The 12019-nt window shown below is 74.5% G+C and carries 10 protein-coding genes; 4 read left to right on the plus strand and 6 right to left on the minus strand.

Going from position 1 to position 12019, the window contains the following annotated elements:
- The first annotated feature begins 64 nt into the window (after window positions 1-64).
- Entirely contained in the window at window positions 65-652 is a 588-nt protein-coding gene (locus ACFU9E_RS29185) for a MarR family winged helix-turn-helix transcriptional regulator (protein ID WP_380682672.1), read from the plus strand.
- Window positions 653-736: 84 nt separating this feature from the next.
- Here ACFU9E_RS29185 and ACFU9E_RS29190 read toward each other — a convergent pair whose 3' ends face one another.
- The 3 genes from ACFU9E_RS29190 to ACFU9E_RS29200 all read right to left on the minus strand — a co-directional run bounded on the left by ACFU9E_RS29190 (window position 737) and on the right by ACFU9E_RS29200 (window position 4257).
- Window positions 737-2290 (minus strand): esterase/lipase family protein, encoded by a 1554-nt coding sequence (locus tag ACFU9E_RS29190; protein ID WP_380682671.1) that lies wholly within the window; start codon window positions 2288-2290, stop codon window positions 737-739.
- A gap of 130 nt (window positions 2291-2420) precedes the next feature.
- A complete protein-coding gene (gene pip / locus ACFU9E_RS29195; protein ID WP_380682670.1) occupies window positions 2421-3398 on the minus strand; it encodes a prolyl aminopeptidase in 978 nt (325 codons plus the stop codon).
- 175 nt (window positions 3399-3573) lie between these two features.
- Window positions 3574-4257 (minus strand): TetR/AcrR family transcriptional regulator C-terminal domain-containing protein, encoded by a 684-nt coding sequence (locus tag ACFU9E_RS29200; RefSeq protein ID WP_380682669.1) that lies wholly within the window; start codon window positions 4255-4257, stop codon window positions 3574-3576.
- A gap of 151 nt (window positions 4258-4408) precedes the next feature.
- Between ACFU9E_RS29200 and ACFU9E_RS29205 the strand changes: the two genes are divergently transcribed.
- Window positions 4409-6016: an MFS transporter gene (locus ACFU9E_RS29205; RefSeq protein ID WP_380682668.1), complete on the plus strand. Its 1608-nt coding sequence runs from the start codon at window positions 4409-4411 to the stop codon at window positions 6014-6016.
- Between the two features lie 41 nt (window positions 6017-6057).
- Here ACFU9E_RS29205 and ACFU9E_RS29210 read toward each other — a convergent pair whose 3' ends face one another.
- Together ACFU9E_RS29210 and ACFU9E_RS29215 are read right to left on the minus strand one after the other, a co-directional pair.
- Window positions 6058-6882, minus strand: coding sequence for a lysophospholipid acyltransferase family protein (locus ACFU9E_RS29210; RefSeq protein ID WP_380715478.1), 825 nt, complete (start codon window positions 6880-6882; stop codon window positions 6058-6060).
- The gene (locus ACFU9E_RS29215) at window positions 6879-7742 is read right to left on the minus strand and encodes a GNAT family N-acetyltransferase (protein ID WP_380688072.1); all 864 of its coding nucleotides are present in this window, start codon (window positions 7740-7742) and stop codon (window positions 6879-6881) included. The genes ACFU9E_RS29210 and ACFU9E_RS29215 overlap by 4 nt, the downstream gene beginning before the upstream one ends.
- Before the next feature lie 281 nt (window positions 7743-8023).
- On the opposite strand from ACFU9E_RS29215, the gene ACFU9E_RS29220 reads away from it, so the two are divergent.
- Window positions 8024-8434, plus strand: a complete 411-nt coding sequence (locus ACFU9E_RS29220; RefSeq protein ID WP_380688070.1) for a hypothetical protein — start codon at window positions 8024-8026, stop codon at window positions 8432-8434.
- A gap of 68 nt (window positions 8435-8502) precedes the next feature.
- Here ACFU9E_RS29220 and ACFU9E_RS29225 read toward each other — a convergent pair whose 3' ends face one another.
- Entirely contained in the window at window positions 8503-9882 is a 1380-nt protein-coding gene (locus tag ACFU9E_RS29225; RefSeq protein WP_380688068.1) for a serine hydrolase domain-containing protein, read from the minus strand.
- 243 nt (window positions 9883-10125) lie between these two features.
- Between ACFU9E_RS29225 and ACFU9E_RS29230 the strand changes: the two genes are divergently transcribed.
- A complete protein-coding gene (locus ACFU9E_RS29230; protein WP_380688066.1) occupies window positions 10126-11808 on the plus strand; it encodes a carbohydrate binding domain-containing protein in 1683 nt (560 codons plus the stop codon).
- The last annotated feature ends 211 nt before the right edge of the window (window positions 11809-12019 follow it).

Genomic DNA, 12019 nt, shown 5'->3' on the forward strand with positions numbered 1-12019 from the left:
AAGTTTCGGCAACGAAATATCGGCGGCCCGAAAGCCGCAGATCACGGCCGCCTAGACTCGGGGCATGACACGCGCGACCCACCGGACGGCGGCCGAGCGGCCCCGCGACTGGACCGACGGCCACGTCGAACGCTGGCGGCCGGTGCTGCCGCACCTCGACCCGGACGTCGAGGGCGCCGTCACCCGGATGAGCAAGCTCACCCGCCACCTCGGCCGGGTCCGCGAGCAGGGCGTGGCCGACTACGGCCTGCAGAAGCACGAGTTCGACACCTTGCACGGGCTGGCCGGCCGCGGCGGCCGGGCCACCCCCTCCGACCTGCGCGCCGACCTCAACCTGGCGCCGGCCTCGGTGACCGGCCGTCTGGAGGCGCTGGAGCGGCGCGGATTCGTCGTCCGCACCCCCTCCAGCGACGATCGCCGCCGGGTCGACGTCGAACTCACCGAGGCGGGCCGGCTGGCCTGGCGGCAGGCGCTGGACGTGGTCGGCCACGAGGAGCAGCGCCTGCTCGGCGTCCTCACCCCGGTCGAACGGCGTCAGCTCTCCGACCTGCTGCGCCGCGTCCTGCTGGCCGCCGAGGAGCCGGTGCCGGATGCCCCGGCCGACCACCCGCGGTCGCGGACCGACCGCGGGGAGACCGGCTGGCACGGCTGATCCGGCGCGGACGCGTCGGTGCGCCCGGGACCCTCCCGAGGCGGTCCCGGGGCGGTCCCGGGGCGGTCCCGGTCCGGTGGGCCGTCAGTTCCAGGGCCCGACCGTGAGGCGGATCCGGGCGTCCGGTCCGAGGATCGGCCGGGTGGTGGCCGGCAGCGGCACATGGGCGAGCCAGGAGCCGTCACCCTGCGGGCTCTCGTCGGGCAGCGGGTCGCCGGTCGGGCTCAGGTCCCGGATCGCCCCGGGCACCTCGGAGTTCCAGTGCGCCCAGGCCGCCGGCCGCGAACCGCCCGCGGCCACGTCGACGATCAGGGTGTCCGAGAAGTCGGCGGTCTGCTCCAGGTGGTCGCCGAAGCCGAAGAGCCCGTGCGTCTCGCGCAGCGAGAGCAGGTTCAGGTCGATCACGAACCGCATCGCGCCCGAGCCCTGCGAGCGGAGCCCGCTGGAGAGGAAGGTGGTCGCCAGCGGGACGGCGCCGTCCCCGGCGGTGGCGGCCCGTGCGCGCAGGCTCGCCTCGGTCGGGTCGGACAGCTGGATCGGGCACCAGTGCGGCGCGGTCCGTTCGTGCATCAGCACCGGCAGCCCGCGCGCCGTGACCCGCACCTCCGCCTGCCAGGTGACCTCCGCGTCCCCGGGCAGCCGGACGTCCACGAGGTCGGTGTCGGCGCGCACGTCTCCGAACAGGAAGCGGCGCAGGTTCTGGTAGCCCTCCTCGGAGTTGACCAGCCCGTAGGCGCCGCTGTGGCTGCGGTAGGCGAACGCCCGGTGGGCGCCGGTGACCTGGGCGTTCTCGATCTGTACCAGCCCGTCGCTGCGCGGGCCGACGGCCTCGGCCGAGATGCCGTGGCCGACGTCGTAGTCCCGGGCGTCGGTGCCGACCATGCAGAACACCCGGTCGAGCGGGAAGCGGCCGGCGGCGTCCGCGGCCGAACCGCTGCCGTCGTCGTCGCCGATGTCCACCGCGCGCCAGCCGTCCGGCGGCCCGTCCGGGTCCGGGGCCGGCGTCAGGTACTGGTACATCCGGTCCGGGCCGAAGATGTCGGCGCCGTTGATGTCGAACATGTCGCGCAGTGCCTCCGGGACCCCGAAGCCGACGGCGAAGGTGATGCCGCCGTGCGGCGTTCCGTAGGTGAACAGCTTCGCGACGTAGTCGGTGGCGCGTTCGTTGCGCTCGGCCGGGATGATCTTCTGCAGCAGGCAGCGGCAGATCAGCCCGCCCATCGAGTGGGCGACCAGGTTCACCCGGCGCGCACCGGTCCGCTCCCGTACGTGGTCGATCAGCCGCAGTAGGTCACGGGCGGCCGTCTCCAGGTCGAACGACTGTGCCTGGCTGCCCCAACTGCCGGAGCAGAGGTCGTAGAAGCGGTGGATCCAGATGCTCTCGGGGGGAGGGTCCTCCTCCTTCTCCGGCCGCGGTCCGCCCTCGACGACGATGTGGTAGCCCTCGTCGAGGTGCAGCCGCAGTAACGGACTTTCGAACTGGTAGAGAACGGGGTTGTCCTGGCGGCCGACGCGGATGTGCGTCGAGCCCTGGTTGAATCCGTAGAACGGATCCGTGACGGCCTTCTCGATCCCGGGGGTGCCTCCGGCGTATCCCCGGACGTAGATGATCGGGAGCCCGGCGGACGGCGTGCTCATGGCCGGCCTGCCCTCTCCGCGGCCGGTACCGGCCGGCACCGGCCGACCCGTTGACAAGGGAGCTTCTCCTCCCAGTGTCGGCGGCCGGCACTGGCCTGTCACCCCCCTGCTTCGGACCGTTGATGACCCGTCACTGAACGTGTGGGGGCCGTTGGTCCGCGAATCGCTCCATCGCGGCCAGGACGGCCTCGCGGGTGGCGGGGGAGCCGGTGTGCCCGGCGTTCTGGATCACCGTCAGCTCGGCGTCCGGCCAGGCCTTGGCGAGCGCCCAGGCGGTGTCCAGCGGACTGTCGAGGTCGAGGGCGCCGTGGATCAGCACGCCCGGGATGCCGGCCAGCCGGTGCGCGTCGCGCAGCAGTTGGCCGGGCTCCAGGAAGGCCCGGCGGGAGAAGTAGTGCGCGGTGATCCGCACGAAGGCCGTCAGCGCCTCGGAGGGGCGGTTCGTGTAGGCGTTGGGGGAGCCCTGGGTCTCGTGGGAGATGACCGCGTCCTCCCAGGTCGCCCAGGCGAGGGTGGCCGCGCGGCGCACGGACTCGTCCGGGTCGTTGAGCAGCCGGTCGTACGCGGCGAGCAGGTCGCCGTCGCGGTCCTCGGGCGGCAGCGCGTCGCGGAAGGCCTCCCAGGGGCCCGGGAACAGCCGCCCGACGCCCCGGTAGAGCCAGTCGATCTCCTCCGGCCGGGTCATGGTGACGGCGCTGATGACGATCTCCGACACCCGTTCGGGGTGCGCCTGCGCGTAGGCGAGGATCAGCGTGGAGCCCCAGGAGCCGCCGAACATCAGCCACCGCTCGATGCCCAGGTGTTCGCGCAGCCGCTCCAGGTCGGCGACGAGGTGCGCGGTGGTGTTGTGCTCCAGGCCGGTCGCCGGGTCGGCGGCGTGCGGCTCGCTGCGGCCGCAGTTGCGCTGGGAGAACAGCACCAGCCGGTAGCGCTCCGGGTCGAAGTACCGCCGGTTCCCGGTGTTCAGCCCGGAGCCCGGTCCGCCGTGCACCACGACGGCGGGCTTGCCGCCCGGGTTGCCGGACACCTCCCAGTGGATCCGCTGGCCGTCGCCGACGTCCAGCAGGCCCTCCGCGTAGGGCTCGCCGACGGGGTGTAACGCGGTCATGCGGGTGCCTCCTCGCCGGGACGGATCGTGCGCGTCCGCGAGACTAGCGTTCTGACGGACGGTGGTCGAACGATTTCGGACGGCACCCGCCCGCGCGGCACCCGCCCGCGCGGCACCCGCCCGCGAGGACGGCACCCGCGCGAGGCGGACGGCGTCGAGGGCCACGCGCTGACGGTCAGCGGCGCTCGGCCGGGAGCAGCGCCGCCAGCCCGTCGAGGATGCGTTCGAGGCCGAAGGCGAACCGGGCGTCGAGGTTCGGCCCGGTGAGCTCGTCGGCCATCGCGACCAGCCGGGGGAACTCGTCGGCCGGCAGCGCCCGGAACCGCTCGGCGGCGGCGTCGGCGACCGCGCGCCGGCCGGTGCCGGTGGTCTCGGCCGCCGCCATCGGGGACTGCTCCTGGAGCACGAAGCCCTGCACGTACGCGCCGAGCAGGTAGGACACCATCGCGGCGTCGGCGGCGGAGAAGCCGGCCCCGCGCAGCCGGTCGAGCTGGTCCTCCATCAGGTGCAGCAGGTTCGGGCCGGGCGCGAGGCGGCCCGCCACCACCTTGGCCGCGTCCCGCCTGCCGAGCAGGTGGGCGCGGTAGCGCTCGCAGTAGCCGCGCAGCTGGACGCGCCAGTCGCCGGTGCGCGGCGGGGCCTCGACGCCGGCCATCAGGGCGTCGTTGAGGAGGTCCAGCAGCTCCTCCTTGTTGCGGACGTGCCAGTACAGCGAGGCGGCCTTGACGCCGACCTCGGCGGCCACCTTGCGCATCGACAGGCCGGCCAGGCCGTCGCGCTCCAGCACCCGCAGCGCGGCCTGCGCGAGCGCCTCGCGGGTGAGTGCGGGCTGGGCGGCGTCCTGCTCGTCGGCCGGCATGGGGTCCTCGCTGTTCGGCGGGTGGGCGGTGATCGCACTTGCAATCTAACACCGTTAGGTGCACGCTGTCCTCCGTCGCCCAGTCCCTAACGTCGTTAGGGACCTCATGGGACCGACCCACTTCACGGGACCGAATCAGGAGGGCCACCCGATGGGGGAGACCGAGGGGAACGCGGCGCCGGGCGCCCGGCGCCGCCGGCTCGCGCTCGCGACGCTCTGCATCACCATGTTCATGTCCATGCTGGACAACGTCATCGTCAACAACGCCCTGCCCCGCATCGGCCGGGACCTCGACGCGGGCATCACCGGCCTCCAGTGGGTGGCCGAGGGCTACAGCCTGGTCTTCGCCGCCCTGCTGCTCACCGGCGGCGCGCTCGGCGACCGCTACGGCCGCACCGCCGTCTTCCGGCTCGGGCTCGCGCTGTTCACGGCCGGCTCGGCCGCCGCCGCGCTCGCCGGAACCGTCGGGACACTGGTCGCCGCGCGGATGCTCCAGGGCGTCGGCGCCGCCCTGCTGACCCCGGGCAGCCTCGCGATCCTGCGGCAGGTGTTCACCGACGAGCGCGAGCGCACCAAGGCGATCGGGACGTGGTCCGGCGTGTCGGCGCTCGGCCTCTCGGTCGGCCCGGTGGTCGGCGGCCCGATGGTGGAGGCCTTCGGCTGGGCGAGCGTGTTCTGGATCAACGTCCCGATCGGCGTCGCCGCGTTCGTCCTCTCCGGCCGGGTGCTTCCCGCGATCCCGGGCCGCGCCCGCCGCGTCGACCTCGGAGGCCTCCTGCTGTCCGCGACGGGCCTCGCCGCCGCCGTCCACACCCTCGTCGAGGGCCCCGGGCGCGGCTGGACGGACACCCGGGTGCTCACCACGGCGGTGCTCGCGGTGCTGCTGGCCGCCTTCGTGCTGCTCGAACGGCGGATCGCCGAGCCGATGCTGGACCTGCGGCTGTTCCGCGACGGCGTGCTCGGCGGCGCGCTGCTCGGCGGGTTCATGGTGAGCTTCGGGATGTTCGGCGCGCTGTTCTTCCTGCCGCTCCTGATGCAGGGCGTGCTGGACTGGTCACCGACGGCGGCCGGCCTCGCCGGACTGCCGATGACGGCGATGATCGTCGTCGCGGGCCCCGTCTCGGCCCGGCTGACCGGCCGCCACGGGCCCCGGTTGCCGCTGGTGCTGGGCATCGCCCTGTGCGCGCTGGGCCTGGCCGGCCTGTCGCTGTACGGCGAGCAGGCCCGCTACGCCGAGTACCTCTGGACGCTGTTCGTGCTCGGCCTGGGCATGGGGATGACCTTCACCCCGGTCTCGATCGCCGTCCTCCACCGGGTCGCCCCCGAACGGATGGGGACCGCCTCGGCCACCGTCAACACCCTGCGGGAGCTCGGTGGCGTCCTCGGCATCGCCGTCCTCGGCGCGGTGCTGACCCACCGCCTGACGACCGTGCTGACCGCCTCGCTGGCGGGCCTCGGCCTCTCGTCCGGGACGTTCGGCCGCGCCGCCGACACCCTGGCCACCGCCACCACCGCCCCGGCCGAGCCGCTGCCCGCCCCGGTCCAGTACGCCGTCGAGCACGCCTTCACCGACGGCATCCACCTCGCGCTGCGCTGCGGCGCGGCGGCCCTGGCGGTGGCCGCCGTGCTGGTCGCCCTGCTGCTGCGGGCGGGTCGGCGCCCGTCGGCCGCCGCGGCCCCCGGCCCCGTGGAGCACGACCTCCCCGCCGAGGCCGAGGCCCGAGCCGGGACCGGAGCCGGAGCCGGGTCCGCGCCGTAGCGGCCGTGCCCGGCCGCCCGCCCACCGGCCCCGGCGCCCGCTCAGCGGATGCCCTCCACCGCGCACTGGGCGGCGCGGGCCAGGGACTGGCGGGCCTCCCAGCGGCGGGCCGGGTCGCCGGGCGGGGCCGGGATCGCCGGGCGGAAGGCCAGCTCGGCGACCAGGCCCCGGACGGCGACGACCCGGGCCAGCGAGGTGAGCAGACCGTCCTCGCCGACGAAGGCGGGGGCGCTGGTGGGGCGGCCGTCGTCCAGCCGGTAGCGGATCGCCACCGGCTGGACGGGGGCTTCGGCCCGGACGGCGGCCTCGAAGAAGGCCGGGCGGAAGCGGCCGCTCTCCCGGCCGCACCAGGTGGAACCCTCCGGAAAGACGATCATCGGGTGACCGGCCCGCAGCCCGGCGGCCACCTCGGAGACGGTCGTCGGCAGGGAGCGCAGCCGGTCGCGGTCGAGGAAGACGGTGCCGCCCAGGGCGATCAGCGGACCGAGCACCGGCCAGCGCCGCACCTCGGTCTTGGCCAGCGAGCGGCCCGGGCCGGCGGCGGCGATCAGCGGGATGTCCAGCCAGGAGACGTGGTTGGCCACCAGCAGCATCCCGCCCCCGGCGCCCGGGGCCGCCCGCGGTCCGGGCTCGATCCGCACCGCGACCCCCAGCGAGCCGAGCAGGGCGCGCGCCCAGAACCGGGCGAGCTGGTCGCGCGGCCCGCGCGGCAGCGCCCGCGCCGGCACGGTGAGCGCGAGCCCCACCGTGAGCACCGTCAGACAGGCGGCCAGCCGCAGGACCCGGCGGGGGAGGGCGACGGTGGGCGCCGGGTCCGTCAGGCAGGCCTCCGGGGTGCAGGAGGCCGTCGGCAGCCAGACGCTCATGAGACCTGTTCCGGGGCCGGGGCCGCGGTGCCGACGCCGCCGACGCCGGAGAGGAAGTGCCGCAGGTAGCGCGGGTCGGTGCGCTCCAGCGACAGCAGCACGTAGAGGTCGGCGCAGTCGAAGTCCGGGTCGTGCGCGGGCCGGCCGCAGACCCAGGCGCCGAGCCGCAGGTAGCCGCGGAGCAGGGCCGGCAGCGGCGCCTTGGCGGCCCGCTCCACGCCGGTGGCGTCCCACGGGCGGTGCGGGGTCACCCGGTACTGCTCGGGGGCGAGGTGCTTGGCGGCGACGGTGTCCCACACCCGGGCGGCGGTGGCGCCGCCGTCCTCCAGCGGGATCGAGCAGCAGCCGCCCACCCAGGTGTTGCCGGTGTCGGCGAGGTAGCGGGCGATGCCGCCCCACATCAGGTTGATGACCGCGCCGTTGCCGCGGTGCTCGGCGGCGATGCAGGAGCGGCCGAGCTCCACCAGTCCGTCCCGCAGCGGGGCGAGGCCGGAGAGGTCGAACTCGCCGTCGGAGTAGAGCCGACCGGCCCGGCGGGCGGCCTCGGGGCGCAGCAGGCGGTAGGTGCCGACGACCGCGCCGTCCTCGCCCTCGCGGACGAGCAGGTGGTCGCAGAACTCGTCGAACGGGTCGACGTCCAGCCCGGGGACGGTGCTGTGCAGGGTGGCGCCGAGCTCGTCGGCGAAGACCTGGTGGCGCAGCCGCTGGGCGGCCCGGACGTCGGCCTCGTCGCGGGCCAGCGCCACGGTGTAGACGGCCGAGGCGGAGCCGGCGGCGCCGTCCTGGCGCGTGGCGGGCACCGTGTCGGCGGCCCGGCCGGGGGTGACTGCGGGCGGAGCGTACGTGGGGACGGTGGTCATGGCGGACCCTCCAGGGCAGCACGGACGACGGCGGCCACGGGGTTTCCGTGGCACCGGCCCGGCCAGGCCCGTACGGTCGACGGGTCTGCGAACCGGCACCCGTATGTCTCTCCAAGTCGGCTGGCATCCACGTTGCCGTTCGGCGGAGCGCAGATGTGCACCTGCTGAATGCGACCACGCGACGTGTGCGGGACACCTGTTGGGCACCGGCGCGCCGCCCTATCCTCCGCTGCATGGGGTGGATTCCGGGGGCGGGATTCTGGCGAGGAATCGCCAGTGACATGACAGGCGTGCTGAGGTGCCAGGCGGCGGCGACGGCGGGGCTCACCGTCGTCTACCTGCTGGCCAGGGCGGTGGGACTGGCACCCTCGCCGTGGTGGTGCCTGGTGGTGGCGATGGCGCTCGCCCTGCACCTGGTCGGCGAGCGCTGCTGGGAGGACGACCGCCGACCGCGGGCCGCGCTGGTGGCGCTGGGCGTGGCGCTGCTGGTCGCCGTGGCGCCGTACCTCCTGATCGGGGTGGCGGCCGGCTGGGCGGAGGCGCAGGCGGCGGACACCTACGCCTCGGGCGCGATGGCGGGCGGGCTGCTGCTCGCCGGGTACGTGGTGCGCGCCGTGCACGCGCTGCGCAGCGGCGCCCGCCCGCCCGGCCCCGCCGTCGCCCCGGCGCCCGGCCGGGGCACGGGCGGGTAGCGGGACGGATCGGGGCCGGGCGGGCGGGCGCCGGGGTCTCGGCCGGGCCGAGGGACGGTCGGGTCAGGTCAGTAGGCCTGCCAGCCCTGCGGGTCGAGGCCGCCCGGGATGACCTCGGCCGGCCCGTAGGGCGCGCGGGTGAGGACGAAGGAGCCGATGTCCAGATGGCTGACCGAGCCGTCGGCGGCCCGCACCACGCGCAGCGTCTCGCCCGCGTAGTAGTCGTCGAGCCCGGTCCAGGTGCCGTCCTCCTCGGGGCGGAACCGGGAGCCGCGGCCGCCCTGGCCGAGCACCGAGAGCTCCAGCGCACGCCCGGCCGTCAGCCGCAGGACGTGCGGAGCGGCGCCCCAGTACCAGGGGCCGGTGAGGGCGAGGAGCTGCTCGTCGACCTCGGGCAGCGGGCGCCACGGCTCGGGGAGGCGGGGCTCGTGCTGCGCGGTGATCGCGATCAGCTCGGCGGCGACCAGCGGGGTGCGGGAGCCGTGGGTGGCGTTGGCGAAGGCGATCGCGGCCAGGCCGTCGGCCTCGCTGACCCACAGTCCGGCGGTGAAGCCGGGCATCGAGCCGCTGTGCCCGAACAGGGTGCGGCCGTCGTGCCGGATCAGCTGCAGGCCCAGGCCGTAGGTCTCGGTCCAGTCGTCGGTGTCCGGCGCGACGGCGGGGCGGCGCATCTCGGCCACGGTGTCGGCGGACAGCACCTTCGGGTCGCCGTCGGCCAGGAAGGCGGCCCACTTGGCGAGGTCGGCGGTGGTGGACCAGAGCTGGCCGGCCGGGGCCATCAGACCGGCGTCGTTGAGCGGTTCGGGCAGCAGGACGTCGGCCCAGGGGTGGACGGCGAAGCCGCCGGCGTGCGGGTGCTCCGGGAGCAGGGTGGTGCGGTCCATGCCGAGGGGTTCGAGCACCTCGCGGCGCAGCACCTCGCCCCAGTGCTCGCCGCGCAACCGCTCGACCAGGGCGCCGAGCAGCGCGTAGGTGGGGTTGGAGTAGTGGTGCAGCCGCCCGGCGGGGTGGCGCCGGGGCCGCTCCTCCTCCAGCAGGTCGGCGAGGGCGGGCCGCAGCGTGCCCTCGGTCCGCTCCCACCAGGGGCCGGGGGTCTCGCAGGCGAGGCCGGCCGAGTGCGAGAGCATCTGGGCGACGGTGGCGCCGTCGGCGGGGGTGCCGGGCAGGTGGCGCTCGACCGGGTCGGCGAGGTCGAGCAGGCCCTCGTCGCGCAGCCGCAGGACGAGCACGGCGACGAAGGTCTTGGTGATCGAGCCGATCCGGTACTGCACGTCGGCGGTGGGAGCGTGGCCGTCGACCATGCTGCGGGCGCCGTTCCAGACCGGCCGCCCGTCCCGGACCACGGCGGCCACCATCGAGGGGGCGCGGCCCTCGCTCTGGGCGACGGCCAGGCGGTGCAGCAGCGCGCGGCGGGTGGTGGGGAGCAGTTCGTCGGACAGGTCGGTCATCTGATCCTCTGACATGGTGCGGTCGGGTTCGGTCGGGTTCGTTCCGCGGTGCCATGGCACAGCGGCCCCAACCTAGTTCGCTCCGGGCGCGTCGTTCCACCCATTTTCTCCCGACCGGTTCCGCCACTTCCGACACTCCGGCACCGTCCGTCCGGCGGACATCACTTGACATGAGCAATTGGTCCAGTCCATTTTGGGGCCCTCCCCGCACCTCCACCCCCACACCCCCACTGGAGGTCATCGGTGCACAAGCGCACCCGACTGCCCGCCGCCGGCGCCGCCGCGCTGCTCGCGGCCGCCGCGGCGTTCACCGCGCCCACCGCCGCCCACGCGGCCGACCAGCTCACCAACGGCGGCTTCGAGACCGGCACACTGTCCGGCTGGAGCTGCTCCGGCGGCCTCGGCTCGGTCGTCACCACCCCCGTGCACAGCGGCGGCAAGGCGCTCGCCGGCGCCGCCACCGCGGGCGACACCGCCAAGTGCGTGCAGACCGTCGCGGTCAAGCCCAGCACCACCTACACGCTCTCCGGCTGGGTCCGCGGCAGCTACGTCCACCTCGGCGTCACCGGCGGCGGCTCCGCCTGGACCTCCGCCGCCGACTACAGCAAGCTGAGCGTCTCCTTCACCACCGGAGCCACCCAGACCAGCGCCGAGGTCTACGTCAACGGCTGGTACGGCCAGGGCACCTACTACGCCGACGACATCGTCCTCGACGGCCCGGGCGGCGGCACCACCCCGCCGGTCGACACCCAGGCACCCACCGTGCCGGGCAACCTGCGCGCCACCGGAAAGTCCGCGACCAGCGTCACCCTGGCCTGGGACGCCGCCACCGACAACGTCGGCGTCACCGGCTACGACGTGTACCAGGGCACCGCCAAGGTCGCGACCGCCACCGGCACCACCGCCACCGTGCCCGGTCTGAGCGCGTCCACCGCCTACACCTTCACCGTCAGGGCCCGCGACGCGGCCGGCAACACCTCCGCCGCCTCCACCGCCCTGGCCGTCACCACCGACGCCAACGGCGGCGGCCCCGCCCCGAGCGGCTTCAAGCAGGCCGCGCCCTACCTCTACAACGGCTGGGGCAACCCGCCGGCCGCCACCACCGTCATGAACGCCACCGGCATCAAGTGGTTCACCCTGGCGTTCGTCCTGGCCCAGAACGGCTGCAACCCCACCTGGGACAGCCAGCGGCCGCTGCTGAACGGCGTCGACCAGGCCACGATCAACGCGGTGCGCGCGGCCGGCGGCGACGTCGTCCCGTCGATCGGCGGATGGAGCGGCAACAAGCTCGGCCCCAACTGCGCCACCACCGCCGACCTCGCGGCCGCCTACCAGAAGGTGATCGACGCGTACGGCCTCAAGGCGATCGACGTCGACATCGAGAACACCGACGAGTTCGAGAACACCGCCGTCCAGGACCGGATCCTCGGCGCGCTCAAGATCGTCAAGCAGAACAACCCCGGTCTGCGCACCATCGTGACCTTCGGCACCGCCACCACCGGCCCGACCTACTACGGCAACCGGCTGATCGAGCAGGCCAAGGCGCTCGGCGCGGACATCGACGTCTTCACCATCATGCCGTTCGACTTCGGCAACGCGTCCACCGACATGTACGCCGCCACCGTCAGCGCCTCCGAGGGCCTGAAGACCAAGCTGAAGTCCGTCTTCGGCTGGGACGACGCCACCGCCTACGCGCACATGGGCATCTCCGGCATGAACGGCCTCAGCGACACCGGTGAGATCACCAGCGTCCAGAACTGGACGGCGATCCGCGACTGGGCCAACAGCCACCACCTGGCCCGGATGGCCTTCTGGTCGGTCAACCGCGACCGCGGCTGCCCGGGCGGCGGTCAGCAGGAGACCTGCTCCGGCATCGCCCAGAACGACTGGCAGTTCACCTCCGTGACGGCCGGCTTCACCGGCTGACGCACCCCCGGCACGGACCCGGTCCGGCCCCTCGGCGGAGGGGCCGGACCGTACCGCTGCCGCCGTACGGGCGGGTGACCCCGGCGGCGTGGCGCCGACCCGCGGAAGCGCTGCGCTCCTAGTACTGCAACGGTGTTTACCGTGACGTCCGTTGGGTTCACTCGTTGGGCTGTTCATGGGTGGGGAGATATCAGAGGTCGATGCTCGTTTC

Source organism: Kitasatospora sp. NPDC057595 (assembly GCF_042800875.1).
GTDB lineage: Bacteria > Actinomycetota > Actinomycetes > Streptomycetales > Streptomycetaceae > Kitasatospora.

What these genes read in the sequence shown, in the direction of transcription:
- ACFU9E_RS29185 (WP_380682672.1), top strand. Translation starts at nt 65, where the DNA reads ATGACACGCGCGACCCACCGGACGGCGGCCGAGCGGCCCCGCGACTGG.
- ACFU9E_RS29210 (WP_380715478.1), bottom strand. Translation starts at nt 6,882, where the DNA reads ATGAGCGTCTGGCTGCCGACGGCCTCCTGCACCCCGGAGGCCTGCCTG.
- ACFU9E_RS29205 (WP_380682668.1), top strand. Translation starts at nt 4,409, where the DNA reads ATGGGGGAGACCGAGGGGAACGCGGCGCCGGGCGCCCGGCGCCGCCGG.
- pip (WP_380682670.1), bottom strand. Translation starts at nt 3,398, where the DNA reads ATGACCGCGTTACACCCCGTCGGCGAGCCCTACGCGGAGGGCCTGCTG.
- ACFU9E_RS29220 (WP_380688070.1), top strand. Translation starts at nt 8,024, where the DNA reads ATGACAGGCGTGCTGAGGTGCCAGGCGGCGGCGACGGCGGGGCTCACC.
- ACFU9E_RS29215 (WP_380688072.1), bottom strand. Translation starts at nt 7,742, where the DNA reads ATGACCACCGTCCCCACGTACGCTCCGCCCGCAGTCACCCCCGGCCGG.
- ACFU9E_RS29200 (WP_380682669.1), bottom strand. Translation starts at nt 4,257, where the DNA reads ATGCCGGCCGACGAGCAGGACGCCGCCCAGCCCGCACTCACCCGCGAG.
- ACFU9E_RS29190 (WP_380682671.1), bottom strand. Translation starts at nt 2,290, where the DNA reads ATGAGCACGCCGTCCGCCGGGCTCCCGATCATCTACGTCCGGGGATAC.
- ACFU9E_RS29225 (WP_380688068.1), bottom strand. Translation starts at nt 9,882, where the DNA reads ATGACCGACCTGTCCGACGAACTGCTCCCCACCACCCGCCGCGCGCTG.